The organism is Brevibacterium yomogidense (assembly GCF_016107685.1).
Lineage (GTDB): Bacteria > Actinomycetota > Actinomycetes > Actinomycetales > Brevibacteriaceae > Brevibacterium > Brevibacterium yomogidense.
On record NZ_JABASY010000005.1, the window covers coordinates 79,843 to 106,278 of the forward strand.

28 protein-coding genes and 1 pseudogene are annotated in these 26,436 nt (G+C 66.9%); 16 read left to right on the plus strand and 13 right to left on the minus strand.

Annotated elements, in window-relative coordinates:
* Positions 1 to 293: 293 nt before the first annotated feature.
* From JFC09_RS12645 to JFC09_RS12665, 5 genes and pseudogenes are all read left to right on the plus strand, one after another.
* Positions 294 to 713, plus strand: a pseudogene (locus JFC09_RS12645) (ATPase, T2SS/T4P/T4SS family); the annotation flags it as partial.
* Positions 710 to 1,486 carry a type II secretion system F family protein gene (locus JFC09_RS12650; RefSeq protein ID WP_198394402.1) on the plus strand — a complete coding sequence of 259 codons (777 nt, stop codon included), beginning with the start codon at positions 710 to 712 and terminating at the stop codon, positions 1,484 to 1,486. The pseudogene JFC09_RS12645 and the gene JFC09_RS12650, both read left to right, overlap by 4 nt.
* Positions 1,483 to 2,196, plus strand: a complete 714-nt coding sequence (locus JFC09_RS12655) for a type II secretion system F family protein (protein ID WP_232483556.1) — start codon at positions 1,483 to 1,485, stop codon at positions 2,194 to 2,196. The genes JFC09_RS12650 and JFC09_RS12655 overlap by 4 nt, the downstream gene beginning before the upstream one ends.
* 250 nt (positions 2,197 to 2,446) lie before the next feature.
* Positions 2,447 to 2,626, plus strand: coding sequence for a hypothetical protein (locus JFC09_RS12660; RefSeq protein WP_198394403.1), 180 nt, complete (start codon positions 2,447 to 2,449; stop codon positions 2,624 to 2,626).
* Positions 2,627 to 2,657: 31 nt separating this feature from the next.
* The gene (locus JFC09_RS12665) at positions 2,658 to 4,127 is read left to right on the plus strand and encodes a recombinase family protein (RefSeq protein ID WP_198394404.1); all 1,470 of its coding nucleotides are present in this window, start codon (positions 2,658 to 2,660) and stop codon (positions 4,125 to 4,127) included.
* A gap of 257 nt (positions 4,128 to 4,384) precedes the next feature.
* On the opposite strand, the gene JFC09_RS12670 is transcribed toward JFC09_RS12665, so the two are convergent.
* On the minus strand, positions 4,385 to 4,582 hold the full coding sequence (locus tag JFC09_RS12670) for a hypothetical protein (protein WP_198394405.1): 198 nt from the start codon (positions 4,580 to 4,582) through the stop codon (positions 4,385 to 4,387).
* Positions 4,583 to 4,945: 363 nt separating this feature from the next.
* Between JFC09_RS12670 and JFC09_RS12675 the strand changes: the two genes are divergently transcribed.
* Positions 4,946 to 6,106, plus strand: coding sequence for a hypothetical protein (locus tag JFC09_RS12675; protein ID WP_198394406.1), 1,161 nt, complete (start codon positions 4,946 to 4,948; stop codon positions 6,104 to 6,106).
* Here JFC09_RS12675 and JFC09_RS12680 read toward each other — a convergent pair.
* From JFC09_RS12680 to JFC09_RS12700, 5 genes are all read right to left on the minus strand, one after another.
* Positions 6,103 to 7,239, minus strand: a complete 1,137-nt coding sequence (locus JFC09_RS12680) for a DNA-methyltransferase (RefSeq protein WP_232483557.1) — start codon at positions 7,237 to 7,239, stop codon at positions 6,103 to 6,105. The genes JFC09_RS12675 and JFC09_RS12680 overlap by 4 nt on opposite strands.
* A 275-nt stretch (positions 7,240 to 7,514) precedes the next feature.
* Positions 7,515 to 8,108, minus strand: a complete 594-nt coding sequence (locus JFC09_RS12685) for a recombinase family protein (RefSeq protein ID WP_198394407.1) — start codon at positions 8,106 to 8,108, stop codon at positions 7,515 to 7,517.
* 146 nt (positions 8,109 to 8,254) lie between these two features.
* On the minus strand, positions 8,255 to 9,073 hold the full coding sequence (locus tag JFC09_RS12690; protein ID WP_198394408.1) for an AAA family ATPase: 819 nt from the start codon (positions 9,071 to 9,073) through the stop codon (positions 8,255 to 8,257).
* 22 nt (positions 9,074 to 9,095) lie between these two features.
* Positions 9,096 to 10,466, minus strand: a complete 1,371-nt coding sequence (locus JFC09_RS12695) for a Mu transposase C-terminal domain-containing protein (protein ID WP_332839761.1) — start codon at positions 10,464 to 10,466, stop codon at positions 9,096 to 9,098.
* Positions 10,467 to 10,473: 7 nt separating this feature from the next.
* On the minus strand, positions 10,474 to 11,070 hold the full coding sequence (locus tag JFC09_RS12700) for a recombinase family protein (protein ID WP_198394409.1): 597 nt from the start codon (positions 11,068 to 11,070) through the stop codon (positions 10,474 to 10,476).
* Between the two features lie 223 nt (positions 11,071 to 11,293).
* Between JFC09_RS12700 and JFC09_RS12705 the strand changes: the two genes are divergently transcribed.
* The 4 genes from JFC09_RS12705 (at position 11,294) to JFC09_RS12720 (ending at position 13,651) form a co-directional block, all read left to right on the plus strand.
* Complete coding sequence (locus tag JFC09_RS12705; protein ID WP_101652506.1) at positions 11,294 to 11,728, plus strand: VOC family protein; 435 nt, start codon at positions 11,294 to 11,296, stop codon at positions 11,726 to 11,728.
* A gap of 138 nt (positions 11,729 to 11,866) precedes the next feature.
* Positions 11,867 to 12,226 carry a Cd(II)/Pb(II)-sensing metalloregulatory transcriptional regulator CmtR gene (gene cmtR / locus JFC09_RS12710; RefSeq protein ID WP_198394410.1) on the plus strand — a complete coding sequence of 120 codons (360 nt, stop codon included), beginning with the start codon at positions 11,867 to 11,869 and terminating at the stop codon, positions 12,224 to 12,226.
* Positions 12,223 to 12,825: a cadmium resistance transporter gene (locus JFC09_RS12715; RefSeq protein WP_198394411.1), complete on the plus strand. Its 603-nt coding sequence runs from the start codon at positions 12,223 to 12,225 to the stop codon at positions 12,823 to 12,825. The genes cmtR and JFC09_RS12715 overlap by 4 nt, the downstream gene beginning before the upstream one ends.
* 274 nt (positions 12,826 to 13,099) lie before the next feature.
* On the plus strand, positions 13,100 to 13,651 hold the full coding sequence (locus JFC09_RS12720; protein WP_198394412.1) for an antirestriction protein ArdA: 552 nt from the start codon (positions 13,100 to 13,102) through the stop codon (positions 13,649 to 13,651).
* A gap of 1,154 nt (positions 13,652 to 14,805) precedes the next feature.
* Here JFC09_RS12720 and JFC09_RS12725 read toward each other — a convergent pair.
* A complete protein-coding gene (locus JFC09_RS12725; protein ID WP_332839762.1) occupies positions 14,806 to 15,105 on the minus strand; it encodes a helix-turn-helix domain-containing protein in 300 nt (99 codons plus the stop codon).
* Positions 15,106 to 15,256: 151 nt separating this feature from the next.
* Between JFC09_RS12725 and JFC09_RS12730 the strand changes: the two genes are divergently transcribed.
* From JFC09_RS12730 to JFC09_RS12740, 3 genes are read left to right on the plus strand one after another with little or no spacing between them, the layout of a single operon-like run.
* Positions 15,257 to 15,550 carry a hypothetical protein gene (locus JFC09_RS12730; RefSeq protein ID WP_198394413.1) on the plus strand — a complete coding sequence of 98 codons (294 nt, stop codon included), beginning with the start codon at positions 15,257 to 15,259 and terminating at the stop codon, positions 15,548 to 15,550.
* Positions 15,547 to 15,906 carry a hypothetical protein gene (locus JFC09_RS12735; RefSeq protein ID WP_101602083.1) on the plus strand — a complete coding sequence of 120 codons (360 nt, stop codon included), beginning with the start codon at positions 15,547 to 15,549 and terminating at the stop codon, positions 15,904 to 15,906. The genes JFC09_RS12730 and JFC09_RS12735 overlap by 4 nt, the downstream gene beginning before the upstream one ends.
* A gap of 57 nt (positions 15,907 to 15,963) precedes the next feature.
* Positions 15,964 to 17,154, plus strand: a complete 1,191-nt coding sequence (locus tag JFC09_RS12740; RefSeq protein ID WP_198394414.1) for a hypothetical protein — start codon at positions 15,964 to 15,966, stop codon at positions 17,152 to 17,154.
* A gap of 63 nt (positions 17,155 to 17,217) precedes the next feature.
* On the opposite strand, the gene JFC09_RS12745 is transcribed toward JFC09_RS12740, so the two are convergent.
* From JFC09_RS12745 to JFC09_RS12765, 5 genes are all read right to left on the minus strand, one after another.
* Positions 17,218 to 18,543 carry a relaxase family protein gene (locus JFC09_RS12745; protein WP_198394415.1) on the minus strand — a complete coding sequence of 442 codons (1,326 nt, stop codon included), beginning with the start codon at positions 18,541 to 18,543 and terminating at the stop codon, positions 17,218 to 17,220.
* 47 nt (positions 18,544 to 18,590) lie between these two features.
* A complete protein-coding gene (locus JFC09_RS12750) occupies positions 18,591 to 19,094 on the minus strand; it encodes a hypothetical protein (RefSeq protein WP_198394416.1) in 504 nt (167 codons plus the stop codon).
* A gap of 399 nt (positions 19,095 to 19,493) precedes the next feature.
* Positions 19,494 to 19,793 carry a hypothetical protein gene (locus JFC09_RS12755; RefSeq protein WP_101601758.1) on the minus strand — a complete coding sequence of 100 codons (300 nt, stop codon included), beginning with the start codon at positions 19,791 to 19,793 and terminating at the stop codon, positions 19,494 to 19,496.
* 48 nt (positions 19,794 to 19,841) lie between these two features.
* Positions 19,842 to 21,899: a DNA primase family protein gene (locus JFC09_RS12760; protein WP_198394417.1), complete on the minus strand. Its 2,058-nt coding sequence runs from the start codon at positions 21,897 to 21,899 to the stop codon at positions 19,842 to 19,844.
* An 83-nt stretch (positions 21,900 to 21,982) separates the two neighbouring features.
* A complete protein-coding gene (locus JFC09_RS12765; RefSeq protein WP_101601761.1) occupies positions 21,983 to 22,291 on the minus strand; it encodes a DNA-binding protein in 309 nt (102 codons plus the stop codon).
* 340 nt (positions 22,292 to 22,631) lie between these two features.
* On the opposite strand from JFC09_RS12765, the gene JFC09_RS12770 reads away from it, so the two are divergent.
* Genes JFC09_RS12770 through JFC09_RS12780 form a run of 3 tightly spaced genes read left to right on the plus strand, consistent with a single transcriptional unit; the run spans position 22,632 to position 23,717 of the window.
* Positions 22,632 to 22,772 carry a DUF4244 domain-containing protein gene (locus JFC09_RS12770; protein ID WP_232483558.1) on the plus strand — a complete coding sequence of 47 codons (141 nt, stop codon included), beginning with the start codon at positions 22,632 to 22,634 and terminating at the stop codon, positions 22,770 to 22,772.
* A 1-nt stretch (position 22,773) separates the two neighbouring features.
* Entirely contained in the window at positions 22,774 to 23,247 is a 474-nt protein-coding gene (locus tag JFC09_RS16725) for a TadE family protein (protein ID WP_269770523.1), read from the plus strand.
* Between the two features lie 2 nt (positions 23,248 to 23,249).
* On the plus strand, positions 23,250 to 23,717 hold the full coding sequence (locus JFC09_RS12780; protein ID WP_198394420.1) for an Rv3654c family TadE-like protein: 468 nt from the start codon (positions 23,250 to 23,252) through the stop codon (positions 23,715 to 23,717).
* Between the two features lie 92 nt (positions 23,718 to 23,809).
* Here JFC09_RS12780 and JFC09_RS12785 read toward each other — a convergent pair whose 3' ends face one another.
* Positions 23,810 to 26,293, minus strand: coding sequence for a DEAD/DEAH box helicase (locus JFC09_RS12785; RefSeq protein WP_198394421.1), 2,484 nt, complete (start codon positions 26,291 to 26,293; stop codon positions 23,810 to 23,812).
* Positions 26,294 to 26,436: the final 143 nt, after the last annotated feature.

Genomic DNA, 26,436 nt, shown 5'->3' on the forward strand with positions numbered 1-26,436 from the left:
ACGCCTATCGGACCCCCGCTGTGAAGGCGAGTGTCTGGTAGGCGTCCTGGTCGCGGCCCGGCCTGGCTGCGGCTCACCCTCCGAGTACGGGTGCTCGACGTGGATACTCGGCGTTCGCTGGTTTCGGCGTAGGAACGTAAAGAAGGACCGCCTCGGCATTGAGTGCGGTCCTAGATCGTCAGGGGTCCAGTTGGTATGCTGGGCCTGCAATCGAGCTTCCGACTCGTTTGCCGTACCCCCGGAGGACTGCAATCCTCGCGGGGGGCTTCATATTTAAGTGTGCTCATGACACTATCCGCACGCTGGTCCGCAACGCCCTCCGCATGCGCCCCGACCGCCTCGTCGTCGGCGAGGTCCGCGGCGCGGAGGTCCGCGACATGCTCACCGCGCTCAACACCGGGCACGAAGGCGGGTGCGCGACCGTGCACGCGAACACGACCGCTGCGGTGCCGAGCCGGCTCGAGGCCCTGGGCGCACTCGCCGGGATGAGCGCGCCCGCTGTGCACGCGCAGCTGTCGACCGCGATCGACCTGCTGCTGCACATTCGTCGTGACGCCGGCGGTCACGGCAGTCGGGGGATCGCCGAGGTCGCAGTCCCCGTGCTCGTCGACGACCGGGTCCGCACGAGCCTGGTCTGGGATCGGGCCGCCGGGTTCCACCCGGACGGTGTCTCCCACCTGCAGCGCACCTTCGCGACGAAGGACCCCTCATGATCGTCCTGTTCGCGGCGTGTGGGATCGCCGTCGCCGGTGTGCTGCTCGTGACGGCGAGCCCCGCCGGCAGACGCCTGCGCACCCTGGCGCAGAGCGGACGGGCCATCGGAGGGACCGCGGGTGGTGACGGGGGCAGAGGCCAGCAGGGGACCTCGGCGGGTGGTGACGGGAGGGGCGGCCGGCAGGGGGCCACGGCGGATGGTGAGCTGCCGGCGACGCGAGGAGACTCAGCCGAGGACCCGCACAGAGCGATCGCGGTCATCGACCGGGCGGCGGCGCTGCTGCGGATCGGGATGCCGCCGTCAGCGGTGACGATGCAGCTGGCGGAGGTGAGCGACGCGGACCTCGCCGCCGTCCTCACACGAGTCTCCCGGTCGATGAGCATGGGGGATGACCCGCAGACGGCGATCGGACGCCACGTCGGTGAGCTCCCCGTCCCGCTGGCGGACGTCCTCATCGGGATGGGCTCCGTCTGGGCGGTCGCGGAATCCGCCGGCGCACCGGCCGCGGACGTGCTGGAGCGCTACGCCCACAGCCGCCGGGAGATCGCGGAGGCGGAGAGGGAGCGCGCCGTCGCGCTCGCCGGACCGCAGGCCACCGTCACGGTCCTCACGTGGCTGCCCGCCGCCGGGCTGGGGCTCGCGCTGCTCATCGGGGCCGACCCCCGCGCACTGCTGGGCTCACCCGTGGGACTCGCGTCGATCGGCTCCGGGATCATCCTCCTGCTCTGCGGACGCATGTGGATGAAGAGGATGCTCGAGGGAGCGTCATGATCACCGCGCTCGTCATCGTCGTGTGCGTGGTGGGCGGGTGGATGCTGGTCCTGCGATCCCCGCAGACGGGCAGGCTGGCACGGCTCACGCGTGGTGGGGCTTCGGGCGACGGCTCGGGCACGGTCGGTGGTCCGGCTTGGGCCGGCGGTCCGGGCTCGGCCAACCGCTCGGATTCGGCCAACCGCTCGGATTCGGCCAACCGCTCGGACTCTTCGCCGGGAGTGGCGGCCAGCCGTTCGCCGAGGTCGTCCCGGGTCGACGACCTCGCCTTCGATCTGGACCTGGTCGCAGTGTGCCTCCAGGCGGGACTGCCGGTGGAGCGGGCACTCGACCACACGGTCCGTGCGTCCGGTGACCGCTCCGGACTGGGGCACCTGGCCCGTGCGGCGCGGTGGGGTGTGGACGACATGCGACTGGACGGGACCCGTGACGGGGGTGAGGGAGCCGGGGCGCCGGACCTCGCCTCCGTGGTCGCGGTGATGCGCTTCTCCGGTCGGACCGGGGTGGCTCTCGCACCGCTGCTGCAGGCGCACGCGGACGAGTTGCGGCGCAGCGAGCACCGGCGACGGCAGATCGCTGCGGCCAGGCTGGGCGTCATGCTCGTCCTCCCGCTGGGGGTGTGCGTCCTGCCGGCCTTCGTCCTGCTGGGGGTCGTGCCCGTCCTGCTCACGCTGATCGGTGACCTCGCCCCCGCGTTCAGTGGGCTGTGAAGCGTCACCGGGTGGTGGTGATGCTTCGCTCGGCTGTTGTGTGTCACAGGGTGATGGCAGAGGAGGGCGGAGTGCGTACCGATGGCTGTGGAGTGGCAGGTCGTCTTCCACAGGGCCCGGGTCACTCTTCTCCGAACAGGGGAGAACAGCGACATTCGTGGGACGGCACCCGTTCGGGGAGCCGACGCCGCGGGAAGGCCCCGCGGGTTCGGGGGACGAGGGGTGCCTCGTCCGAAGGAAGGGGAACATCATGACGAGGACGTCATTCGACGACACCGTGGGGCACGAATCCACCGCGGTCGACGAGAAGGTGCCGGACGCGTCGCCGGCAGACGGGGTGGTCGTCCGCGCCGGGTCGGTACGGGAGTGCCTGGCCGATGACACAGGAGCGACCACGGCAGAATACGCGATCACGACGCTTGCCAGTTGATACTATGCTAGAGCATACTTAGGATGGAACCGTGACTTGTGCCGCAATCTACGTCCGCCAGTCGATCGACCAGGATCAGGGCATCTCGCAGCAGCTCGCCGACTGCCGGGAGGAGGCTCGCCGCCGTGGTTGGCGGATCCTACACGAGTTCAAGGACAATGACACCTCCGGGAGCAAGGCGCGAGGGGCCGGGACCGGCTGGGCGGACATGCTCTCGGCCTATGACCGGGGCGAGTTCGACGTGCTGATCGTCGTGGACGTGGACCGTCTCACGCGCCGCCTCGCCGACGTGCTCGAACTGCGCCAGAAGCGCGAGATCAGGATCGTGACCGTACGCGGCGCTATCGACACCCAGGACGACGACTTCATGCTCAAGCAGCTTGTCCTCCTCGCTGAGCGCGAGGTGCAGGTCAAGACCCGACGCGCGCGCCGCTACGCCATCGAACGGCGCAAGCAGGGCCACCCAAGCCCCGGCCACACGCCCTACGGGTACCGCTGGCTGCCCGCCTCGCAGCGCGACGCGAACGGCACCCGGTTCGAGATCGTCGAGGACGAGGCGGCCGACGTGCGACGCATCTTCGGAGACTTTCTCGCGGGCGCGCCTCTCGGCCAGATCGCGCGTGACCTGAACCGTGCCGCACGGACCACACGAGCGGGGAAGCCGTGGAGGCGCACCACGGTGCGTCGGATGTTGATGAACCCTCACTACGCTGGGCTCCTGCCGCCCGCGCAGCAGGTCGCCGCGGGGCACTACGACCTCGCCAAGATCGACCTCGACGAGTGCGAGGCCGGCGCGTGGGAGCCGATCGTTTCCCGCGCCTATGTCAGCGCAGCTCGGGCGCAGCTCGTCGGGCGCGAACCCGTCCACAACGGCACCGCGCGCCGCTGGCTGCTCTCCGGTCTCGCCGTCTGCGCGACCTGCCGAGAGCCCGTGTACGCAGCCTCGGGGAAGAGCCACCCGACGAAGCGCGTCGACGGATCGGGCAAGGCCGCCTCGAAGCGATACCACACTTACCGCTGCCGCAACAATCACTTCCACCGCGCAGGCGACCCCATCGATGAAGCCGTCACGCTGATCTGCATCCGCAGGCTCCAGGAGCCCGACGCCTCAACGCTGCTCGCGCAGGCCGCGGACGACGGAGAGAGCCCGAGTGAGCTCAACGCGCAGCTGGCAGACCTCGACAGGCGCGAGCAGGGCATCTACAACCTCCTCGCCACCCGAGGCAATACCGGGAACGCCATGCACGCTCTCGAGACCCTCGACGATGAGCGCGCCGATCTCGAAGCCCGCCTCCAGAAGGTCATCCAGCACGATCCGCTTGCCGAGGCCGTCCACAGCGGCGACGCGGAGGCATGGTGGGACGCCGCGAGCCTTGGGCGCAGGCGTACCGTCGTTGAGGAACTCATGACCGTGGTGATCCGACCGGTCCGGAAGGGTCAACGTACCCCGACCGTCGAGAAGGTCATTCCCACCATCGCGATCGAGTGGGTCCAGGACTGACCAGCAGGTCGCTTAGTCATATCGAAAAAGGGAATTCGATCCTTCGCTCCCTTTGGCGTTCAAGATAGCAATCAGGTTTAATGTCCGTATAAGGGGTGCATTCACCCCAGACGATGAACCTGTCGTGCCACGAGGCACTGGTCAACCCTCGCTCGAAGTCACCACTAGAACACAACCCGTCGTGACCATCGCAGTTGGCGCTCCAGGCTATGTTAAAAGCAGAGGTGGGTCACATCGCCCCGGCAAGGGGCGACCTCTCAGCGGCTCCCCTCGAACGGGTCCACAACGGTGTGCACGCCGTGCTCCAGGCACACGAAACCGATCCGGATGCCCGCGTCCGTCGTGAACGGCTCCGGCTCGCAGTCCGCGCCGCAGTCAGAGCACGTCCGATAGTCCTCGTCCTGTGAGACTCGGACCTCGAGCCCGTCCGGGTTATCGTGCTGATCGTGCGCCATACCCGCAAGCTTATGAGGTCAGCAGGCCCAGGTGAAGGCCCCGATGGCCAGGTGTTCGAGGTCGGCGCCGACTGGAGCTTTCGTGTAAGAGTACCGCCTGATCAGGGGGTTCCTGGAGGATGCTGGGTTGTTCGCTTCCCAAGCAGCGCCTTGCATCTGGCCTTCAGCGCCTTCGTCCGCCTGTCACTGAAGGGAGGATAGATGGAGGGTTTGGGTTCAGTCCTTGCGGTCGCGACACGGGTCGTCCATCGGCTCGACTGAACTGTCAACGAGTGAAGACGCACGCGCGAACTCGAGAGATGGACAGCACCCGTCTCCTCGGCCGACCTGATTAAGGTGCGGTCGACCTGTAGTCTGATCTACGTGGACGAGAACATACCCCAGACGCCTCGACGCAAACGAGGGGGCAAGCAGCCGTTCTCTTCGTTTGCAGAGGATCTGAACTTCCCCGCTGGCTTCTCTGACCGAGTAGCAGGCGAGAACGATCCGAAGCTCGGAGAGGCCAAGGACTGGCTCGTCAACGGTCGCTCGCAGCAGCAGAACTTCTGGCCCGCGCTCTCGCTAGCTCTCCTCTCACAAGCGGAAGAGACGCTCAGCATAGCGGGCGAAGATAGTGTCGACGATGTATTCGACACATTCGAGATCGAGAGGACCGGCCGCACCGGGCGGGCCGTCAACACGCTGAACTTCATCGTAAACGGCACAAAGATTACCCTTCGGCCCCGTTTCAACCCTGCGGCAGATGCCATTCGCATCGAGATGCGCCGTGATCACCCGTCCGCTGCACCTCACGCCACACAAGCATGGCGTGATTATCGACCGTTGATCGAGATGATCTACGCGATGTCTCCTGCTGCTCGTGCGCGCTTCGCTGAGTATGTGTGGGACACGGGCGTGAACGCCGCCGAAGAGCGCACCTGGGCAAAGCAGGCAGAGCGTATCGTGCGACCCTTCGAGTACGTCCTCGCTAATTTCGATACCCACAACGCGAGGCCCGGAGGAGCGCTGTTCCAAGGACTCGTATTCGGCTACTTCCGCGCTGACTCACCAAACCTGACGCTCGAGTCCCACGCAGTCAATACCGGCTCCTCGCGTGCTGACATGCCAGGCGACGTGGCGGGCTTCCGTGGGGGCGAAGTGGAACTGGCTGTCGAGGTAAAGGACTACGGCATCCCGATCGAGGACGTCGAGAACATCCTCGTGGACTTTCTCGAGGATCTTACTGATGCGCCGAACGCGACCGCTGTCGTCGTGGCCGACTCGGTCGATCAGGAAAGCCGTGACCGTCTTTCCGAGTCGAACATCATCGCCCTCGGACGTGACGACCTCCGTGCTCGGGTGATCACCTGGGACCTCCCGAAGCAGCAGGAGGCGCTCCGCGGAGCCCTCTACTACCTCGGTCGCATTCAGAAGAGCACTGCACTGGTCAAGCGCCTCACGGAGTTCCTCGAGACGGAGGGCATCTCCACAGGCGTCATTGACCAGCCGACGGTCAGAGACGACGACGCATCGATCCCGAGTTAGTCCTCTTCGAGTCGGATAGTCATCTCGGAAAGCCGCGGGATCGCCTCCCGAGAGATGTTGATGTACTCGGGATCGCGTTCGACGCCTATCGACGAGTATCCGACCGCCTCCGCGGCTGCGAGCGTCGAGCCCGAACCAGCGAACGGATCCAGCACGATCCCCTGTCCCGTCGGCAGGGATGCCCGCACGACCCGCCGCAGGAATCCCTGGGGCTTCAGCGAGGGATGAGGCGCGATCGCGCGTTCCTTGCCTCGTGCGGGGGGACCCTTGATCACATCGCCGAAGGGCTGCTCATCGCTGATCCGGCGGAAGCCGCCAGTACCCCACTTGCGAAGATTCTCGGCGACCGTCCCTTCGATCGGTTTGCGGTAGAGCAGCCAGGGCTCCCATTGGGAACGAGGCATCACCGACACGTCTGAGAACTCCTCGTGCGCTCCCTTCGGACGGTCACCGCCCCGTAGCGTCTGCACCAGCCTGATGACCTCCCCTCGGCGCTCGAGCCCACCCGCCGTCAGAGCCGCCGATACAACATAAGAGACCAGAGGATTCGCCGCGACGAGCACGTTCCCGCCCGGAACGAGTACACGATTGACCAACTGCGCCCACTCCGTGAAGAAATCCGAGATTGTCTGGTAGTCCTCCGGCGTCATCGTCGTGAAACGCGGAAGCGGGGAGCGAGTGCTGCCGTCAAGAGTCGGCGGAATCCGCCAGAGGCCACCCTGGCCGCGGCGAAGCTTGCTCTGCTCACGAGCCGAGTACTCCGCTGCTCCATAAGGCGGATCGGTTACGACGGCATGGATGCTGTTCGGCTCACGACGAGCCAGCCACTCGAGGCTGTCATCGTGGAAAAGCGTCGCTTTGCCGTATGTGAACGCCGGGGCCTCAAGACTCGCGACACGCGAGGCCAGTGCATACATCCCCCGGTTGACACGAACGATCGTGGTACCCACGTTGAGCCGCAGCGAGGAGCGCACGCTCGACGGCGAGATGGCACGGCCCAGGATCGCGTTCACGCCCTCCTGGATCTCGCCCGTGGTGAGTCCGATCTCCCGAGCCTGAGCGAGCGTGGCGATGATCGCATCGCGCACGTCGCCGGATCGCACAGTCTCGCGTGAGGTAGTTAAAGACGTCATGACGTCAATATAGCATGAAACAGACGTCGTGACGTCAGATGACTATCTCGAAAGAGAGGCGGTCAGGGTCGCGCCGACCATCTCTCCTCGATCTTACGCCACGGGCTCTGCGACCTATCATTCGCGCAGGCCAGCGCCGCTACTGGTCTCGACAGAATGGACCATGTGGCCGACAACCCCAGGCGACCTCCCCGATGCGAGCGAGGTACTGTTGCTGGGCAGCGCGACGCCGGAGCGGGGCTTGGCATTCGTCGCCTCTGTGATCCACTCATCGCTCATGCTTCCTGGTCCTCGTCGTCCGCCATCTCGGCGGCTGTCACCTCCGCCAGCGCCTTGTGTACGGCACCCACGGAGGCGCCGACCCCTGCTGCGATGACCCTGATCGACTCGCCGCGCTCTCGCCTCGAGAGGATCGCCGCGCGCTTGTCGTCGTCGATCACACGCGGCCGCCCGCCGACCCTGCCCCGCTTCCGTGCCGCTTCGAGCCCGTTCCGCGTCTTGCGCACGATGTCGCGTCGACGGTCCTCGGCCAGCGCGAGTGCCATGTCCAGCACGAAGCTGCGTTCGGTGTGCTCCCCCGCGGCGATGCCCTCGAGCACCTTCACCGCGATGCCGCGCTCGAAGAGGTCGTTGAGGACAATGAGCCCCTCGAGCAGGTTCCTGCCGAGCCGGTCGACCTCCTGCACGGTGAGCATGTCCCCATCGCGCATGTAGTCGAGTGCCTCCTGGAGCCCGGGCCGGTGGTCGACCGCGAGCTTCCCGCTGACCTTCTCCTCGAAGACCTTGACGCAGATCGGGTCGAGCGCGTCGTGCTGGCGCTCGGTTTCCTGCTTCTTGGTGCTGACGCGGACAAGTCCGACGAGCGCCATGCCCCCTCCGTTCATCAAACCTGTTCAACTGCTACTTCCGAGACTACAGGTTGTTGAACGGGTTTGTGAACATCCACGAGGTCCGGATCCTCTTGTGTGACTTCGTCTGCTGAATGGCGGGGTTCTTCGGTCGCTTCGTGGCGGGGTCAGGTGACACCGATGACCAGGGTGCTCTGTGCGGCTTCGATGACGTCGTTGGTGATGGTGTCGAGTTCGTTGATCTTCAGGACCCGCTGGATCTGGGGGAAGAGGCGTTCGAGAAGCCGGAAGTTGCCGCGGGTGATCCGTGCGATGGCTGCGATGGCTTGGGCGTCGGTGAAGTCGTCGGGGTCGAGGGTCTTGCCGAGAGATCGCCAGTGTCGCTCGAGGACGAACAGCAGTTCGTCTTGTCCCAGGGGCCGGTACTGGTGGGCGAAGCCGACTCGGCTGTAGAACTGGGGGTAGTGGCTGAACTGCTTCTCCAGTCCGGGCATGCCGATCAGGATGAGGGCGATGTCGTCGCGGTCGTAGCGATCACGCAGCAGTTCCAGCGCGGCAGGACGCAGTCGTTCGGCCTCGTCGACGATGATCAGCTCCACGTAGTTCCTGCCGTCTCGCCATCCCCAGGCCTCGGGAGTGACCGTGCCGGGAGGTACGAGGTGCTGCTCGATGCACATGTTGGTGCGGGTGATGGCTTGGGTCAGCTCGTCCTTCAGGGTCCGCGGGGTGGTCAGCACGCTGGGGGTGTAGAGCACGGTGCGGCTCCGATTCAAGGCGGCGTAGATCTTGACGTCGCTCTCTGCGCGTGGCCCCCAGTAGGTCAGCAGGTCATGAGCCTTCTCGTAGTGCGCGTAGCGGCGCGCGGAGAGCGTCTTTCCTACGCCGGCTGATCCGAAGCACAAACCGATGGTGTGCCCGCGGCGCACGGCGTCGGCGAACTCGGTGAAGCGGCGGTGCTCCTTGGTGACGATGAAGCGCTGGCTCACCTGAGGTCCTCCTTGTAGATCTTCAACGCCGACCTCGGCGCCGGAGTCGGTACTTCGGTGATCCGTGGTGTCTCGTAGGTGCGGCCACGAGGGCGATGCGTTCGTTGATGCCGGCTCGCAGCGCTCGGCGGCGGGCGTTGCGCGCGGCCTGGATCTCCTTGAGGCTGACCTTTTGATCGTGGTGCTCTTGGTTGACGGCCTTGCAGACGAATTCGTCGTGATCGAAGACGCGGATCTCGGTGATGTCGCGGGGGTCGTAGCGGATCACGACCGAGCGTCCGACGTAGCCGGCCAAAGTTGGCGAGACGTAGCGCAGGCCCTGGAAGCGGATGCCATCGCGGCGCACGACGCGGGTCTTGGCGACGGTCAACAGCAGTCCGTCGAGGTCTTCCAGGCTCTCGGGCATTCGGGGCAGCCAGCCATCGGCGATCCACGCGCTGCGCGGGGAGGTTCCGAGCTCGCTGTGCGTGCGGTCGTTGTAGGTGGCCACGAACGCCTCCAGGGCGCTATCGAGGGCGGCCAGGGACAGTTTCGGTGTCGGCCACGGCTGCCCTTCGGCGATGTGTCCGGGCAGGGCGGCGAGTAGCTCGGTGTTGATGGTGCCGAAGAACCGCTCGATCTTGCCCCGTCCCTGGGGCCGGGCGACGGTGGAGTGGATCAGTCGGATATGGAGGTCGACGGCGGTGTGGGCGAGCTGGTCACTGGTGAAGTCGCTGCCGTGGTCGACGTAGAGCACGTCGGGCAGGCCGCACATCGGCCAGGCCGGGTCGGTCTTGTGCCAGATCGCTTGGCGCAGCGCCAGGGCGGTGTTCATCGCCGACGGTGCGCCCAGGAAGACTGTGTAGCCGCAGACCGCCCGGGAGCAGTCGTCGAGGATCGTTGTCAGCCATGGCCGTGCGGGCTTGCCGTCGGTGCCCACCACCAGGATGTCGAGCATGGTGTGATCGGATTGCCACATCGCGTTGGGCAGCTCTGCTTGCCGGCGTAGCACCAGCTCGTGCTTGTCGCGGTAGGACGCTGCGCCCTCCAGGGCGAGGGTGACCATGCCGGGATCCAGGGTCCGCACGATGTCCCACACCACCGAGTAGGAGGGGACCGGCCACCTCCGGGCGGCGCAGATGCCGGTAACTTTGCGATGGATCGTGGCGATGGCCGGCCGCGGCTTGCTCAGTGCCAGGCCCTCGATCAGGTCGACGAGGTCAGGCGGAAGGCGGCGGGAGCCGGTGTCCGCTCGTGAGGCTGTCTCCAGTCCGGCGTAGCCATCGGCGCGGTAGCGGGCGTGCCAGCGCTCCAGGGTGCGCAGCCCAACCCCGGTCTCGCGAGCTAAGCGCGCGAGGGGCACCTGGTCCTCGACGTGGAGCCTGAGGATTCGCCACCGCGCTCGAGCGTCCATCACGCACCTACTGCAAGGCGTTCTCGCGCCCGCGCTCGGCGCGCTGAAGGGCGCGGTAGACCGTGGAGCGGCCCACGCTGAACAGCTCGGCCAGCTCGCCCACGGTGTGCTCGTCGGCGGCATGTAGCTGGACGAGGTGAGCCTCCTGCCGGGCAGTCAGCTTCGGTGACTTCCCGCGCAGCCGGCCCTTGGCCTTGGCGACCTTCATCCCCTCGCGGGTGCGGGCACGGATGAGGTCGGCTTCGAACTCGGCGACCATCGCCAGCACGTTGAACAACAGCTTCCCCATCGGGTCGGTCGGGTCATACACCGATCCGGCGATACTCAGCTTCACTTCCCGCGCCGCGAGGTCGTCGGCGATCTGGTGGGCATCACGGACCGAACGCGCCAGCCGATCGAGCTTGGTGACCACGAACGTATCGCCGTCCCGACACGCTGCCAGCGCCTGCCGCAGGCCCTCACGGTCGGCGTTGCGACCCGTGAGCCCGTGATCGACGTAGATGCGCTTGGGATCGACGCCGAACGCCGCGAGCCCGTCACGCTGCGCGGTCAGGTCCTGCTCGTCGGTGGAGACTCGGGCATAGCCGACCTTCAACGGAGACATGCTCCCCAGTGTGTCACATAGCCTCCCGTCACCGGACAGTTCACCGGACGGGTCTTACGGGACAGCCCGCCAGGCGTGCCGTCGTTCCTCCCGATCAGCAGCGGTGGTGTCCGGTGAGGGTTCCGCTTACGGGACGCCAGCCTTCGGCGTGGCTGTGGACGCGTGGGCAACTGCGGCGCACCCAATACTGGCGTCCTGTCGGTGCGTCCACGAAGATGGTTGCATGGGCATTTCACCGAACTTCACCATCGTCACCCTCGGCGTCGCCGACTTAGAGCGCAGCATCGCGTTCTACCGCGGACTCAGCTGGGAGCAACGAGGGGACCCGTCTGCCGGCATCACCTGGTTCCGCACCTCGGGCACATGGATCGGCCTGTACGGTTACGCCGAACTGGCCGCCGACGTCGGTGTGCCCGCCGATCCGGCTACTGCCTATCGCGGAATCACGTTGGCGCTCAACTTCGGCACTGAGCAGGAGGTCGATACGGCGCTGGCCGAGGCTGTCCAAGCCGGTGCACGATTGGTGAAGCCAGCAGAGCGTGCCGATTGGGGCGGTTACTCCGGGTACTTTGCCGACCCCGACGGACATCTGTGGGAGACCGCTTTCGCCCCGTCCTTTCCGGTCGCCGACGATGGCACCATCGATATCCGGGGCTGATTCGCTTGGACCGGAAGGTTGGTGGACTCGCGGCTCCTTCACCCTCCAGTTCGTGCCGCAAGGGGATCCCCTTACGGGCATGCGATCTGGGCTGACGCCTGTGACCGAGTGTTCAGCACGCGCTGTATAGTTCAGTGCATGCTGACTATGGCTTCGCGTCTCGACGTGATGAACCGCCTGGGTCGTGCACTGGCCGACCCCACTCGATCCCGGATCATCTTGACCCTGCTCGACCATCCCGCTTACCCGGCGGAACTGGCCCGAGATCTGGACCTGACACGCCCGAACGTGTCCAACCACCTGGCATGCCTGCGCGATTGCGGGATCGTCGTCTCCGAGCCCGAGGGTCGTCGGACACGATATGAGATCGCCGATTCGCACCTGGCGCAGGCGCTGACGGCACTGGTCGATGCCACCCTGGCGGTGGACGAAGACGCCCCGTGCATCGATCCCGCCTGCTCGCTTCCCCGATGTGACGTAGCTGGGGAGGGCGCATGATCCTCACCTCGGTCTTGCAGGCGATGGGCCTGTTCGCAGCGACCAACATCGACGACATCATCGTGCTCTCCCTCTTCTTCGCGCGAGGGGCAGGCCAGCGCGGCACTACCGCCCGCATTCTGGCCGGCCAGTACCTCGGATTCGCCGGCATCCTCGGCGCCGCGATCCTGGTGACCATCGGCGCCGGAGCATTCCTGCCCTCGGCAGCCATCCCGTACTTCGGTCTCATCCCTCTGGGCCTCGGCCTCTGGGCCGCATGGCAGGCCTGGCGCGGAGACGATGACGACGATGACGACGAGGCCAAGGTTGCCGGCAAAAAGGTCCGCGTGTGGACAGTCGCAGGCGTCACCCTTGCCAACGGCGGCGACAACATCGGCGTCTACACCCCTGTCTTCCTCAGCGTGGAACCTCTCGCAGTAGTCGCCTACTGCATCGTCTTCCTCGCGCTCGTCGCGGTCCTGGTGGCCCTGGCAAAGTTCGTCGCCACCCGCCCCCCGATCGCCGAAGTGCTCGAACGCTGGGAGCACATCCTCTTCCCCATTGTTCTCATCGGCCTCGGCATCGTGATCCTCGTCAGCGGCGGAGCCTTCGGACTCTGACGTAGCGGCAGCGATCCAAACGGCCCCGACCGGGCGCACCCCTTTCGGTTCAGACCGCGACACCTACCTGCAGCCAGTCCTGCGTGATCGCGGCAACAAGACCGCCACGGAGCGCTACAAAAACCCCGCCACCAAGCGAACGAAGCCACACCTCTTGCGTCGGCGGATCGTCCCGACGTTCGGCAACCTACCGTTTATTGAACGGAACGCATTCGATCGGCGGAGCCGCTCGCGAGGACCGCGATGAACCGGTCACACGAGAGAAGGAGCTGCCATGACCGCTGAGACCACCATCGACACGACGCCCCGCGCCTGGATCGGCTGCCTGCACTGCTACAACGACGGTCGGCTCGTCGGCGAATGGTTCGACGCCGAGGGCGCGGACGAGATCACCCTGGCCGACGTGCACGGAGGCGCTGCGCACTTCCGCTCCGACTGCGAGGAGATGTGGGTCATGGACCACGAGAACATCCCAGTCCGCGGCGAGATGAGTCCCTACGACGCTGCCCAGTGGGCTGAAGCCCTGGCCGCCGTCGACGAGCACCTGCGGCCAGCGCTGTGCGCCTGGGTCGAGACCGGCGCCTACGTCGCTGAGGGCTTCTCCGACCTCCCCAGCATCCCCGACTTCGAGGAGCGGTACTGCGGCGAGCACGAGACCTTCACGTTCTACGCCCATGAACTCGCCGAGGGCATCGGACTACTGCACGACGTGCCTGAAGAGGTAGTGCGCTACTTCAACTGGGATTCGTGGACTCGTGACCTCGGCTACGACTACACCACCGCCGACAGCCCCAGTGGGGGCGTGTTCGTCTTCCGTAACCAGTAATGCCGGACAAGTCGCGGATCTTCAACGGGCAGACATGGCGACACGTACCTGCGCCGGCACTGCACAGCGGTGCCACCGTTGTCGTGGCCGTCGTGGAGCCCCACGCGATCGAGTCGTGCGCCCGGAGGCGCCACGGTTGCGCGCTTCGACCTGTGCCACTGCACAGCGGTGCCACCGTTGTCGTGGCCGTCGTGGAGCCCCAGGCGATCGAGTCGTGCAACCCTGCAGCGACCGTGCAACGTCAGATCGGCTCGTTGCACCGGTGGTTGCACGGCGCTCTTCCGCGTGATTGCAACGTTCTCCGGGGTGTTGCTGAGGGCTTGTGCGACTGTGCAACCAGAGGCGCGAAAGTTATCAACATAGACGCAGAGTGAAGCACGTTCAATCGCCCTACATTTTTTCTTGAAGGGTCGTTGCACAGTTGCACAGTACTGTCTCTTCGAGGTCAAGATCGTTGAGATCACACGGCAAAACGCTGTGCAACCACCTGTGCAACGAGTCTGAAATCTGTGCAACCGTGCAATGACTCGTTGCGCACGACCGCACGCCACAGCGGTGCGCTTCGACCCGTGCCACTGCACAGCGGTGCCACGGTTGTCGTGGCCCTCGTGGAGCAGCACGCGATCGAGTCACGCCCCGGAGATAGTACGCAATCATCGTTCTTTCATGGCCGTTCGCGGACCCAGATCATGACCCTTTCCTGGCCCCTTCGTGGTACCTGGCGGGCCGTGATCGAGGCCCTTGAGTGGCCCTTGATCGACACGGCGGTGTCACGACCGCACGCCACGGTTGAGCGCTCGACCCGTGCCCGCTGCACAGCGGTGCCACGGTTGTCGTGGCCCTCGTGGAGCAGCACGCGATCGAGTCATGCCCCGGAGATAGTACGCAATCATCGTTCTTTCATGGCCGTTCGCAGACCCAGATCATGGCCCTTTGCTGGCCCCTTCGTGGTACCTGGCGGGCCGTGGTCGAGGCCCTACTCGATACCCGCGACGTACCGCAGGGAGCACTCAGCGGGCCGCGGGCGAGGGCCCCCGATTGCCTGCTGCTCAACGAGCGCCGACGGCAAGCCCTGGCTTTCCAACTGGGCGTCGTGCGCTCGTGACCTCGGCTACGACTACACCACGGTCGCCAGTCCAAGCGGCGGCTGGTGGCTACTCGGGGTAGGGCCGAGGCACTACCCGACGGCCGACCGGCTTGCGCATGACCGGCCCGTCCTGCTCCTCCGGCAGTTCGTCGCGCAACGTGCCGCTGATCAGCTCAACGGGATCGAGGCCAAGGTGCCCCGCGACTTCGTCGAGCGTATCGAGAGTCAGATTCCGCTCGCCCCGCTCGATGCCCGCAACGTACCGAGGGGAGAGTCCGACGCGATGGGCGAGCGCCTCCTGGGAGAGGCTCCAGTGCCGTCGCTGACGCCTGAGATTCGCGCCTAGCCGCCGCCTGAGATCACCCACAATTCAAGCGTGGCGAACGGCACGTCAGTGTACCAGGCACAATGACGTGCTAGGTGGCACGTTAATGTGCCAATATGGTTCTGTGACTTGTGACCCATGCAAACCCCCGGTCGGAGCGCATCCGGCCGCGAATGAGAGGCAATAACCCCTGATGATGATCCTGCTTCTAGCCATCGCCATCGTCGGCCCGTTCGTCGCCGCACTCCTCGTCCGCACGCTGCTGCCGGCGCCGAAGCCGGGCGTCGGTCTCGTGCTCCTCCTCGGGCTCGCAGGCGGCATCGGCGGCTTGCTCGTCGGCTTCCTCCTCGGCCTGGCGATCACGCCGAACGCCCCCGCTGGCCCCTGGCTCGCTGGTGGAGCCGTCGTGGGCGGCGCGGTGCTGACCTGGCTCGTCGGCCGCGCGGTGTCGAAGCGCCGCGGGGCAGCCCAGCAGGTCGCCCGATGATCCGTCGAGCCGCGGCGGCGCTCTCCGGTGCCGCCCTCATGCTGGCGATGGCCGGGTGCAGCAGCACCATCGAGATGCCCCGTGCGTCGTCCGACTACCTCGAACAGGACGCCAACGCGGTCATCGAAGAGCTACAGGAGGCCGGGTTCGAGAACATCTACCTGGAGCAGGGCACCGAGCTCTGGTTCAACAACCTCAACCACACCGAGAACACCGTCGAGGCAATCACCCTAGACGGCATGTCGACGTTCGAAGCGGGCGAAGCCGCAGACGCCGATTCCAACATCGTGATCACGTACTACTGGTGCACGGACTACGGCTGCGCAGGCGATTTCCTCTTCGACGAAGGTTGGTAATCGGAAGCCTAACTCCGTCGAACCGAAATAGCACATCGAAGATTAAGGACCACCCTATTGACCTCACACAGAGCCTCACGCAGAGCACTGGCACTCACCTCGCTTCTGACCATCGGCGCACTCGGCCTCGCCGGATGCTCGGGCGCGGCGGACGGGCCCGCGCTCGAGTCCGACGAGCAGCAGCAGTCCCAGGAGCAGGAGCCCGCCGAGGAACAGCTCGCGTTCGAGCGCGATGACCTCGGTGACCTGCCCGACGACGTCTTCGGTGACGTCGTCTGGGCTCACGACCTCGGTCTCATGGCCAGTGAGGTCAGTCTGGTCCAGGGCGATCGCACCTTCGTGGTCCGCAACGGCGACGCTGCAGGCGAGAAGGTCCTCGTGGCCCTCGACGCGGACGGCCAGGAGGTCTGGACGACGGACTTCGCTGAAGACTCAGGTCACTTCCTGGGTGGTCACTTCGCCGTCCTCAACGAGGGAGGCTCCGAGTCCGAGGGGCTCACCCAGACCGAGAAGGTCGACACGGTTCAGCTGCTGTCCTACGACGACGGCAGCGTCGCCGACGAGTTCGACGAGGTGCGCATCTCGAAGGGCTGGCTCATGTCGAGAAACGATGACGGCTCCGGCGGTGACGACGACATGTCGGCTTTCTACGATGAGAACACTGGTGAGAAGCGCCCCTATGGGATGTCCAAGCCCCCTGGCGGTACACCGGATGATCCGCTTCCCGTCGCCGGTGTGCCGAATCCGGACGGAAAGCTGAGGGATCTGTCCTATCACATGCGTGTGCCGGGTCTCGATCTCGCCTTCCTGTCGCATTCGGTCAACAGTCCGGAACCGATCACGGCCGCGGACGTGGGTACGGGCGAGGTCCGCTACACGTTCGAGTGCGTTGACGACCTCACCGGTGGTGGCGATGGAGGCTTCGGGACACGCAGTCCCAACGGTGAGTACGCGGTCTACGGCAACGTCGTCGTCTCGGCCGATGAGGGTCATTGCTACGGCGACCAATCCTCCGGTGAGCGGACCCCGAAGCTCAGTGCCGTCGATGACTCCGGTCTCGCCTTCGGGAAAGTCGAGGCTGACCCCGATGTCAAGGAGTCGGCGATCATGATCGACTTCGGTGCACCGGGTGTCGAGGGTGTTCTCTACGATGGCGCTGCTCCGCTGGGCGTCATGGACGGCGGGATCGCTGTCTTCCAGGTCTACACCGAAGAGGGCAGCTTCGTCGTCGGAGTCGAGCTGCGGTAACCCGAACTACGCCAACGACCCTCGCGCTGTTCTCAGAACGGCGCGAGGGTTGTGCTTTTCCCGTCACTGCGGCGGTTTCGGCGCCTGCCAGTCCTTGCGCCCGGCAGAGGGGCGCTTGACCGACGATGCAGGCTCAAGCAGGTACTCGGCCCACTTCTGCACGAGCTGGCCGGCGATGTCGTCGGCCTCCTTCATCTGCTCCCGGCTCGGCTGCTCCGGCCACGGCAGAGCCAGGTCCGCCGCGGCCGGCCGCAATGATTCGAGGAACAGCCTGTGCAGGATGAACTGCCGCTGCTGCTGCAGGTACTTCAGCCTGCGCTGCTCGCGTTCCCGGCGCGTTGCGATGCGATCGTACTGCGCGAGCTGCTCCTTGTGCTCGCGCAGCGCACGCTCGTGCCCCCGCACCACCCGCTGCCGACGTGCCAGCTCCTCGGCGTCGAGGTCGGGCTCCGGCACCGCGGCCGGCTCCTCGACCACGGGCTCGGGCTCCGGTGCCGGTGCGCGAAACGCCGGAGCGGGCCGGGGCACCTCCTCCTGCTCTGCCTCGGGCTCGGGAGCCGCCTGCTGCGGCGGATCCTGCTCCTCGTCGCTCTGCGGAGCCGCCACGGGGCGGCCGAGGCGCGCGACGATCTCCTCGTAGCCGTACGCGGTGCCGAGGCCCTGACGGCCGCCCGCACGGGCACGGTGGGGCTTACCGTCCTGCCCGGCGAACTCGTAGGCGAGCCCGCGCTTCTGGGCGTGCTTTTCCGTGACGACGACGCCGTCGGCGGCCATGCGCTCCTTGAAATCCTCGAAGTCTGAGGCCGCCGCCGCGTGCTCGTCAATCCGCTCCTTGAGGTCATCCCGCCAGACGTACCTACCCTCGTCCCGCCGGCGCTCGTCGCTCGGGATCATGTGGTCCGAGCCGGCGTGCGCCTTCATGTGCGCTTCGTTGTCGAAGCCGCGGCGGTCGAGCAGCACCTCGTCAAGCATGTTGCGCGACGTGAATACGTGCCGTTGGGACTCGTGCAGCGCGTAGCCGGCGGGCCGCACCGTGCCGTCGTACAGCCGCGAGGGGCCATGCCCGACGTTCGCTGTGGCGACGTGGGCGTGCCAGAGCCCGGCGCGGCCGTCCTGCTGCACGACGACGAGCGAGGCATGACCGCTGTAGGCGCGCTCGGCGAAGGCCCGCGCGTCGTCGAGCACCATGCGTCCTGCGTCGGGATCGTCGGGGTCTGCCTCGTCGCGGCTGTACGACAGGATCGTATGCAGCGCTTCGACCTTGAGCCGCTTGCCGTGTTCCGAGCGCGCGAGGCTGACCGCGCGCCGCCAGCCGCCCGGCGTGCACTCGACCCCGGCGTCGTAGAGGTAGCGCTGACCGCTGTCGTCGTGGGCCGGTTCATCGCGCATGTACGTGCACAGCCTGCTCGCGTTCGTCGACGTGGACTGGATGAGCGCTACCACCGCGCACCCAATCGGATGAGGAGCGTCGAGAGCTGCTTATCGAGCCTCTCGATCTGGTCGCGCAGCGCCCCGAGCTCGTGCACCGCGTCGGCCACGACGGGGCCGTGCTTCGCCAGGTTCGCGAGCGCGGCCCGTGCCTGGTCCGAGCGCGTCCGCGGATCTTCTTTGAGAGCCGCCGCCGCAAGGTTCGTGCGCCTCGAAATCTGGTTCACGTTGGCCCCGACACGACCGACCTCAGGCGTGAGCGCGCCCAGCACCTCAGCGACCTCCCGGGCCAGCTCGCTGCCCGCCCGGCGTTGCTCAGGTGTGAGGTCGGTCGTCTGAGGATCGGCCCGGCTGAACAGGTCGTGGACGATCTGCTCCGTGCGCCGCCGGCCGCTCGCGGCCCGCCGCTCGTCGAGCTTGGCCGCCTCCTCCTGCGTGAGCCGCAGCATGACGTTTTTCGAGCGCTTCTCTTCCGCGCTCTTGCACCGCTTCGCGCGCTCCTCATCGGGCATCGAATGCCCCTTCCTCGGCATCGCTCTGCCCTCCCTTCTCGCACCCTCCGGCGCGCTCGTTTCTGCACTCCGTGCGGGCCAGCGCGCTCACGCGCACGGCCCTGCTACTCCGTCGTCCATCCGCCCTCCTCCGCATGCTCCACGGCCGCCGACTCCGGTGCGGGCACCGGCTCATCGACCCCGTCGCGGCTCGGCCTTATAAACCACCCCCGGCCTGGTGGCCGGTGGCGGCTTATAAGGCCTCACGGCGAGCTGATCACGTGCGTAACGCGGGGGGCTTATAAAGTCCCCCCTCGTTACACACGCGATCAGCTCGCTCAGGAGGCGCTGCCTCCCGAGACCCTCCGCCCCGCGAGCGGGGCCCCGACGGGCGGCTGAGCCGCCCGTGCAACCTGCGGATCACAGGCGGCCTCCGCCGTCATGATCCTGACCCGCGTGGACCGTCGAATCTCCGAGGCTGTGGGCCACGGATTCGTCGTTCTCGTGGGCCACCAGCTCGGTGTCTCCGTGGCCCGCGGCGTCGCTGCTCGGCAGTGAGGCCCGTGCCGCGTCGATACGCGCCGCGGTGCCCGTGACGTCCGGGGCGAGGAGGTCGGCGACCTCCCGGCCGAACGCCTCGTACTCGCGCTTCGTCTGCGCGCGCTGCTTACGCTTCAGCTCCGCGATCTGGTTCGCGAGAGCGTCGCTGTTCTGTGCCATAACCTGCTCCTTCCGAGAGCTATTAGGTCCTGTTAGGTGATCCGACGACTACGAGACGCGCTCGGTCGCCGGAGGTACGTGATGCTCCTGCCGGGCGATGTGCGTCTGGATCGCCGCAAGCGTCGCCTGCCCCTCGGCGAACTGCTCTGCGCGGGCCTCGGCCGACTCTTCGGCTGTGCTGCTCGGCGGGGCCGAAGCTGCGTCGTCGGCGTCCGCATGAAGGGCCGACATGCGAATGACTCCTGTAGGCTGGTCGGCCAGCTTCGACCGGACCCCAAGCGGCAGCTGCTGTCCCACCTGCCCGGGCCAACCTTTGAGGCCGAACTCCTGCGTCAGGGGCTCCCACCTGTGGCACTTCGTCATGGTGCGCCACCGCCGCCTGGTATCCGGATCGACGTGCCACTCCTCATCCGCTTCGATCACGCTCGCGATGTGCTCGATGAACTGTCGGTTCGAGATCGGACGCCCGGAAGGGTGCTGCTCCTTGAACCAGCCCTTGAACAGGTCGTAGAGGAACGTGAACGGCAGCAGGTCCCACTGGAAGGACTCGCGGAACTCGAACCAGAACGCGCGCACCGGGTCGTTGAAAGCCTTGTAGTCATCGAGCATCTTCTGGCTGGAGGCCGGCACGTCGAGTGCGTAGTAGTCGTCCATGAACGTCCGCTCCGGCGTGCCGAGGACGCGGACGAGGACGTACTGGAGCACGTCCTCGCGCTGGAGGAACTCGTCCTTGATGTAGCGCTTCTCGATGCCGGTGAAGCACTTCTCGAAGGGGATGAACACCTGCCTGCGGTAGAACGACTCCGAGCGGTCGGAGACCAGGGGCTTCTCGTTGAGACACTGGACCATGAAGCCCCAGAACTGGAAGCTGATCGGGTCCTTGTGCTTGCGGTCGACCATGAGGTAGTCGTGGGTGGTGATCGCCTTGAGATTCGCCGCCTTGTCAACGTAGGTGCCCACGTCGTTCTCGTCGGTGAGGATGGCTGTGGCCCCGGCCAGCTGCTGCAGGGAGAACTGCTCACCCATCTTCGCCAGCGGCAGGGATACACATGAGCGCAGTCCGATGAGGTTGCGCATCATCGCCACGAGTGTGCCCTTGCCGTTGTTGCCGCGGGTGGAGTAGAACCACGCCGACTTGTTCCAGGAGACGTAGGGGCGCAGGGTCGCGCCGACGATCTGCCAGAGCAGGTCGACGATCTCGGGGTCGTCGGACAGCGAGCGCATCCAGGACTCGACCGACCAGGTCTGGCCCCCGCACACGGAACCTTCCACGCAGTCGGCGCGGATGCAGCCGTCGACGTGGGGTTCGTCGATGGCGACGTCGCGGGCGTCCGAGTTGTAGTTGACGGCCGCCTTGCCGGTGATGACGTACTCCGGTGAGAACGGCATGAGCAGCTTGGTGCGGTAGTCGAAGATCCCGTTGCCCAGCGGCAGCAGGTCGGGGTCGATCGTGCGCTGACGGCGCGGGGCCAGGGAGCGCACGCGGTTCTCGACTTCCTTGACGGCACTGTCGTTGAGGTCGGGGGCGTAGGCCCGGGCCAGCGTGGCGATGTGGTCGACGTTGAGCTCGTAGAGCCCGGCGTTCTCCCCGGTCGTGCAGTAGACCGAGAGCATGTCGCGCTCGGCGGTCTGGCCGGGGGCGTAGATGTTGACCACGTGGTGGATCTCGGTGATGATGCGCGCCACTGCCAAGGGCGGCAGGGTTGTGAGCCGCCTGAAAGGCCGCAGCGCGTCTGAGGCCTTCATCTCTGTGCCGTCCTCGTCGAACTCCTTGATAAAGAGCTTGCGGAACTGCGCGATGTTGGCGTTCACGAAGCGGGACAGGGCGCGCCCGATGGCGACCTCGCAGCCCGAGAACGTGGTGTTCTTATACGACTTCTCGATGAGTTCACGCGAAGGCTTCGCGCCCTGAGGCGGAGGCGGTGCGACGGCGTAGCGATGCTCGACGAGCTGACCCCGCAAACCTCCCCAAGGACCGCCGGGAGCGAAGAACGCGCGGACCAGCCTGTCAAGGAGATCGGGATACAACAGATCGGTAATCCTCGCCGCGCCCACCGCGCCGCGCACATCGACGTAGTCGTCGACCCCCTGGGAGATCTCGTCCAAACTGGCGCGTGCGGTAGACCTGTCGGCAGAGCTTGCCTTGTTCTTTGGAACCCCGGGTGCCCGCCCGGGGTTTTTCCTTGCGTTCATCGCTGCGCCACCTCCGCGGGGACGAAGGCGGGCGCCAGGCGAGAGAGCTGCTTCGCGGTCAGGTGAGGCGCAGCCGCGACGATCCGCTCGATAGCGGCGTCAACTGCGGCCTTCGACTCGGGTGCGCGGAGGGCTTCGAGATCGGCGACGCGTACGAGGTAGCTGCGGCCATCCTTGCGTATGTACGGCAGCTGACCACAGTGGATGCGATTGCGGAGAGTGGAGTACGAGCCGTACCGACGAGTAGCGGCGGCTTCGGGGAGCGTCAGCTCGGCGTCGAGCTGCGGGTGATCGTAGCGAGGCATCGGCTTGCCAGTCCTTTCGGTCTGACAGCGGCGCTAATACCGCAACGTCTCCAGTATCCCTGGAGCTGTCTAGGTATTAGCCAACCTTGCCGTCTCGCGGGGGCTCGCTACTGCCATGCATCCCGCACAGAGCGCTCATTTGGCCGCTCTCTGCCACCACCCGCCTGATGCTTCAGCTTCCGACTCAGACACTCACGGGTGATTGAGCTCGTCGGGGCCTATCCAGGTCGCGTTCGCTTTGGACGACCCGCGTGCTGGAACCGCGGGTCGAAGGGTTCGCTGTTTGCGTCCGCCCGACCGGCCGGCCGAGCTTGCATCGAGCTTAGCGCGTTATGACGCGTTGAGTCAAGTATGCTCTAAGTCGATACATAGCGCCGCGTGCGGCTTCGCGGCGCTGCTGGTCATCGTGCTCAAGAGCGACCCGCTCAAGGACATGATCACAGGGGTCATCACCACCGCGCTGGGTCTGGGCGGAGCCTGACATGGTGCCGCGCACCGGCCCCCGCGGCGAAGGCTCCCGCGCTCATGGTGCGGGCGTACCCACTCGTGAGCGGGCAACCCGTCCTGAGGGAGACACCCGTGCCCGTGCTGGGTCTGCTCGCTCACGTGCTGGGGCCCTCCCCAGACACGACGAGGGGGCCGCCGCCGCGGAGTTCGCGATGGTGATGCCTGCCCTGGTGCTGGTCATCGGGATCGTCGTGGGGGCCGGTGCGATCGGTGCGACCCAGCTGCGTGCCATGGATGCAGCGCGTGGTGCGGCACGGGAGGTAGCCCGTGGGGAACCTCAGACCACTGTCATCGAAGAGGCGCGGAAGCGGGCAGGAGAATCCGCGCGGGTCCTCATCGACGAGGACGGCGGGTACGCGGAGGTCACCGTCGAAGTGCCGCTGCCAGAAGTCCTCGCACCGATCACGGAATCCGTCACCGCGCAGGCGACCGCGCGGAAGGAGGGATGAGCGTGGACGCTGAGCGCACGGTCATCGGGGGCTCCGGTGCAGGGGGCGAAGGTGCCGCCCCACCGGATGAAGCCGTCGGTCCATGGAATGCAGGCGCCGGTCGATTGAGCGAAGGCGTCGGTCGTCGTGATGAAGGCTCCAGCACGGTGCCGGCAGTGGGCGTCGCCGCCGTCGCCGTGGCGCTCGCCCTCATGGTCGGGACGATCGGGCAGGGGCTGGGTGCCCGGTCACGGGCGGATACGGCAGCGGACCTGGCAGCACTCGCCGCAGCCCAGGTGGCAGGAGACGACGGGTGTGGAATCGCAGAGGAGGTGGCGAAGCGCAACGGTGCGACAGTCACGGAGTGCATCACGCGACCGGATCTGGGCAAGGCGACGGTGACGGTGGAGGTGCCTTCAGGAGTGCGGGTCCCGGGGAAGCCCGACGCTCTGAAGGTGTCCGCGAAAGCGGTCGCGGGACGTGCCGAGTGACAGGTGCGGTGCGAACAGGTCGGGGAGGAGATCCGACAGAGAAGAGTGCGTGTGTCAGCCGAACACCGTCTGGTCAGCCCAAGACAGCCTCGTCAGCCCAAGACCGTCCGGAGCAAGCGGGCGGCGGCGTCCTTCTCCAAGGGCTCATTGCCGTTGCCGCACTTGGGCGACTGGACGCAGGACGGGCACCCGGTCACACACTCACAGGCCTCGATGGCCTCACGGGTCGCCATCTGCCACGCGGTGAACGCCTCGAAGCCGCGTTCGGCGAACCCCGCACCGCCCGGCTGGCCGTCATGGACGAAGACCGTCGCCACCCCGGTGTCGGCGTGCCGGGCCGTCGACACACCACCGATGTCCCACCGGTCACAGCCGGCGAACAGCGGCAGCAGACCGATCGCGGCGTGTTCCGCAGCATGGACGGCACCCGGAAGATCCGCAGGGGTGACATCCGCGTCCTCGACCAGGGCGTCCGGCGCCGTCCACCACACAGCCGTCGTCTGCAGCACCTGGGAGGGCAGCTCCAGCTGATATTCGCCCAGCACCGTGCCACTGCCGGACTGCCGCATGCGATAGCCCGTCACCTGCGACGTCACCTCGACATCGCCCCAGCTCACGGACGCGCCGGACGGAAGCGGCACCGTCGCCCGGGTGTGCAGGATCCCGATCTCCGTCACCGACTGGGATTCCGTCGTGTAGTCGACGTGCCGCTGCTCCACGAGTGCGACCCGCTCCGCCGGATCCAGGTCGAGCACGACGAACGTGCGGCCCTGGTGGACGTAGACCGCGCCGGGGTGGCTCTGATGGTGGCTGCCCGCATCGTCGACCGTGCCCAGCAGCGCACCGGTCTCCTCCTCGACCAGCCGGATCGTCCCACCCCCGCTGGAGCGGATATCCGATAGATCCGCCGGGTTCTTCGCCTTCGCCCAGAACCACCCGCTCGGCCTGCTGCGCAGCATCCGCGCGGCGGTGAGCTGTTCGACGATGTGCGGGGCGGTGTCGGGGAAGAGGGCGAGGTCATCGCGGGTGAGCGGGACCTCGGCGGCCGCCGCACACAGGTGCCCGGCCAGCACATACGGGTTCCCCGGATCGATGACGACCGCGTCGACCGCCTTGTCGAAGATCGCCTCCGGGTGGTGGACCAGGTACGTGTCGAGCGGGTCGTCGCGGGCGACGAGCACCGCGATCCACTCCTGGCCCGCACGTCCCGCACGCCCGGCCTGCTGCCACAGCGATGCGAGGGTGCCGGGCCACCCCGCGATGATGACCGCGTCCAGCCCGGAGATGTCGATGCCCAGTTCCAGGGCGTTCGTCGAAGCGACCGTGAGCAGACGGCCGCTGCGCAGCGCCGACTCCAGCAGCCGGCGCTCCTCCGGGAGGTACCCGCCGCGATAGGCGGCGATCGTGCGGACGAGGGAGTCATCCACGCGGGCCACCTCGTCCTTCACGATCGAGGCGAGAGCCTCCGCCCCGCGGCGGGAGGCGATGAAACCGATCGCCCGCCTGCCCGCGCAGGTGGTGTCGGTGAGGAGGTCCGCGGCCTCGGCGAGGGACGACCGGCGGGCCTCCGACACCTGGGTGGACGGCACCTCCGGCACGGGGGCCGTGCCTGTGGTGGCGGTGCCGGGCACGGAATCCGCCCACGGGTCGTCGGGAGACGCATCGGTCACGGACGCCACCGCAAGCGGAGAGCCGGGGTCGTGAGCGGGGCTGGGAGCGGTGGGCGCCTCGGCGGCGGTCTCCTGCGATATGCCGGACCGGAACGGGTCGAGCCCCGGCAGCAGGGGCGGCTCCCACAGGAGGAACTCGCCGGCGGCACGCGGCGAGGCATCGTCGACCACCGCGCGGGCGGGGGCACCGATGAGGCGGGAGAAGACCTCGGCGGGATCACCCGCCGTCGCGGACGCACCGATGACCGCGGGGGACGCCCCGTAGTGGCGGGCCAGCCGCAGGAGCCTGCGGAGGATGAGGGAGACGTGGGAGCCGAACACACCGCGATACCGGTGGGCCTCGTCGACGACGACGAACTCCAGCCGCTTGAGGACGGAGGAGAACCGCTCGTGGCCCGGCAGCAGCGACCGGTGGAGCATGTCCGGGTTCGTGAGGATGACGTTCGCGTGACGGCGGGCCCAATCGCGATCGGCACGCGGTGTGTCCCCGTCGTAGGTGGTGGGGCGCAGCCCCTGGAGGACCAGCTCGTGCAGGGAGGTGAGCTGGTCCGCGGCCAGGGCCTTCGTGGGGGAGAGGTAGAGCGTCGTCGACCCGCGGCCTGACGGTGCGGACGTCCCGCGGACCGCCGCGTCGAGGACGGGCATGAGGTAGCCCAGCGATTTCCCCGACGCGGTCCCCGTCGCGACGATGACGTTCTCACCGGCATGGGCGAGATCGGCGGTCTCCACCTGATGGGCGTAGGGGAGTTCGATCCCGGCGGAGACGAACGCGTCGCGCACCGGCGGGAGCAGCCACCCGGGCCAGTCGACCGTGCGGCCGGGACGGGAGGGCAGCGCCTCGACGTGCGTCACCCGGTCGGCACGATCGCCGAACCGGGTGAGGATGTCGAAGAGCTCAGAGGGCATAGGCCCATCGTAGAGAGGCGCGGGGCCGGGTGAGGCGCGGGCGAGCATCACCGTGGGGTGGCTTACTGCTCCGGAGTGAATGTGTCGCCGGACAGGGGTGCGTGAGCCGACCATCCGGAGGGCTTCCCTCCGTCTTCCGCGAT

Bases quoted from the DNA above. Each gene is read 5' to 3' on its own strand.
- JFC09_RS12650 (WP_198394402.1), top strand. From the start codon at position 710: ATGATCGTCCTGTTCGCGGCGTGTGGGATCGCCGTCGCCGGTGTGCTG.
- JFC09_RS12655 (WP_232483556.1), top strand. From the start codon at position 1,483: ATGATCACCGCGCTCGTCATCGTCGTGTGCGTGGTGGGCGGGTGGATG.
- JFC09_RS12660 (WP_198394403.1), top strand. From the start codon at position 2,447: ATGACGAGGACGTCATTCGACGACACCGTGGGGCACGAATCCACCGCG.
- JFC09_RS12670 (WP_198394405.1), bottom strand. From the start codon at position 4,582: ATGGCGCACGATCAGCACGATAACCCGGACGGGCTCGAGGTCCGAGTC.
- JFC09_RS12680 (WP_232483557.1), bottom strand. From the start codon at position 7,239: ATGACGTCTTTAACTACCTCACGCGAGACTGTGCGATCCGGCGACGTG.
- JFC09_RS12685 (WP_198394407.1), bottom strand. From the start codon at position 8,108: ATGGCGCTCGTCGGACTTGTCCGCGTCAGCACCAAGAAGCAGGAAACC.
- JFC09_RS12695 (WP_332839761.1), bottom strand. From the start codon at position 10,466: ATGGACGCTCGAGCGCGGTGGCGAATCCTCAGGCTCCACGTCGAGGAC.
- JFC09_RS12700 (WP_198394409.1), bottom strand. From the start codon at position 11,070: ATGTCTCCGTTGAAGGTCGGCTATGCCCGAGTCTCCACCGACGAGCAG.
- JFC09_RS12705 (WP_101652506.1), top strand. From the start codon at position 11,294: ATGGGCATTTCACCGAACTTCACCATCGTCACCCTCGGCGTCGCCGAC.
- cmtR (WP_198394410.1), top strand. From the start codon at position 11,867: ATGCTGACTATGGCTTCGCGTCTCGACGTGATGAACCGCCTGGGTCGT.
- JFC09_RS12715 (WP_198394411.1), top strand. From the start codon at position 12,223: ATGATCCTCACCTCGGTCTTGCAGGCGATGGGCCTGTTCGCAGCGACC.
- JFC09_RS12720 (WP_198394412.1), top strand. From the start codon at position 13,100: ATGACCGCTGAGACCACCATCGACACGACGCCCCGCGCCTGGATCGGC.
- JFC09_RS12730 (WP_198394413.1), top strand. From the start codon at position 15,257: ATGATGATCCTGCTTCTAGCCATCGCCATCGTCGGCCCGTTCGTCGCC.
- JFC09_RS12735 (WP_101602083.1), top strand. From the start codon at position 15,547: ATGATCCGTCGAGCCGCGGCGGCGCTCTCCGGTGCCGCCCTCATGCTG.
- JFC09_RS12745 (WP_198394415.1), bottom strand. From the start codon at position 18,543: ATGCGCGATGAACCGGCCCACGACGACAGCGGTCAGCGCTACCTCTAC.
- JFC09_RS12750 (WP_198394416.1), bottom strand. From the start codon at position 19,094: ATGCCCGATGAGGAGCGCGCGAAGCGGTGCAAGAGCGCGGAAGAGAAG.
- JFC09_RS12755 (WP_101601758.1), bottom strand. From the start codon at position 19,793: ATGGCACAGAACAGCGACGCTCTCGCGAACCAGATCGCGGAGCTGAAG.
- JFC09_RS12765 (WP_101601761.1), bottom strand. From the start codon at position 22,291: ATGCCTCGCTACGATCACCCGCAGCTCGACGCCGAGCTGACGCTCCCC.
- JFC09_RS16725 (WP_269770523.1), top strand. From the start codon at position 22,774: ATGGTGCCGCGCACCGGCCCCCGCGGCGAAGGCTCCCGCGCTCATGGT.
- JFC09_RS12785 (WP_198394421.1), bottom strand. From the start codon at position 26,293: ATGCCCTCTGAGCTCTTCGACATCCTCACCCGGTTCGGCGATCGTGCC.